Origin of the sequence: Jeotgalibacillus marinus, from assembly GCF_040801915.1 — a bacterium.
Lineage (GTDB): Bacteria > Bacillota > Bacilli > Bacillales > Jeotgalibacillaceae > Jeotgalibacillus > Jeotgalibacillus marinus.
In genome coordinates this window covers 1-246 of sequence record NZ_JBFMIA010000246.1, presented here as the reverse complement: position 1 = coordinate 246, position 246 = coordinate 1, and the positions used below count along the sequence as shown (strand labels likewise).

The 246-nt window shown below is 59.3% G+C and carries 1 protein-coding gene; it reads right to left on the bottom strand.

Features of this window, described 5'->3' with window-relative positions:
- Positions 1-218 (bottom strand): SGNH/GDSL hydrolase family protein (locus tag AB1471_RS17715; protein WP_437342386.1); only part of this gene is annotated, 218 nt, incomplete at its 3' end.
- Between the last annotated feature and the right edge of the window lie 28 nt (positions 219-246).

Genomic DNA, 246 nt, shown 5'->3' with positions numbered 1-246 from the left:
ATGCCGCCCACACCCTTGTTGAACAGCTCCATGCCCAGCCCCTCTGCCAGACGTACCGCATAAGCACCGGACGCATGGGCAGAGTCATAACCCTGGGTTATGGAGTCTCCATAGGCGATCAGAACCTTTTTCCGGGGAACCGGCTCGGCAAAAGCGGCACCTTCCAGTTCGATTTCCGAAAATTCCACGCCCGCGGAATGGGGCAGCTGGATGCGCACCAGCTTATCCCCTGCCGGAAGCACCATC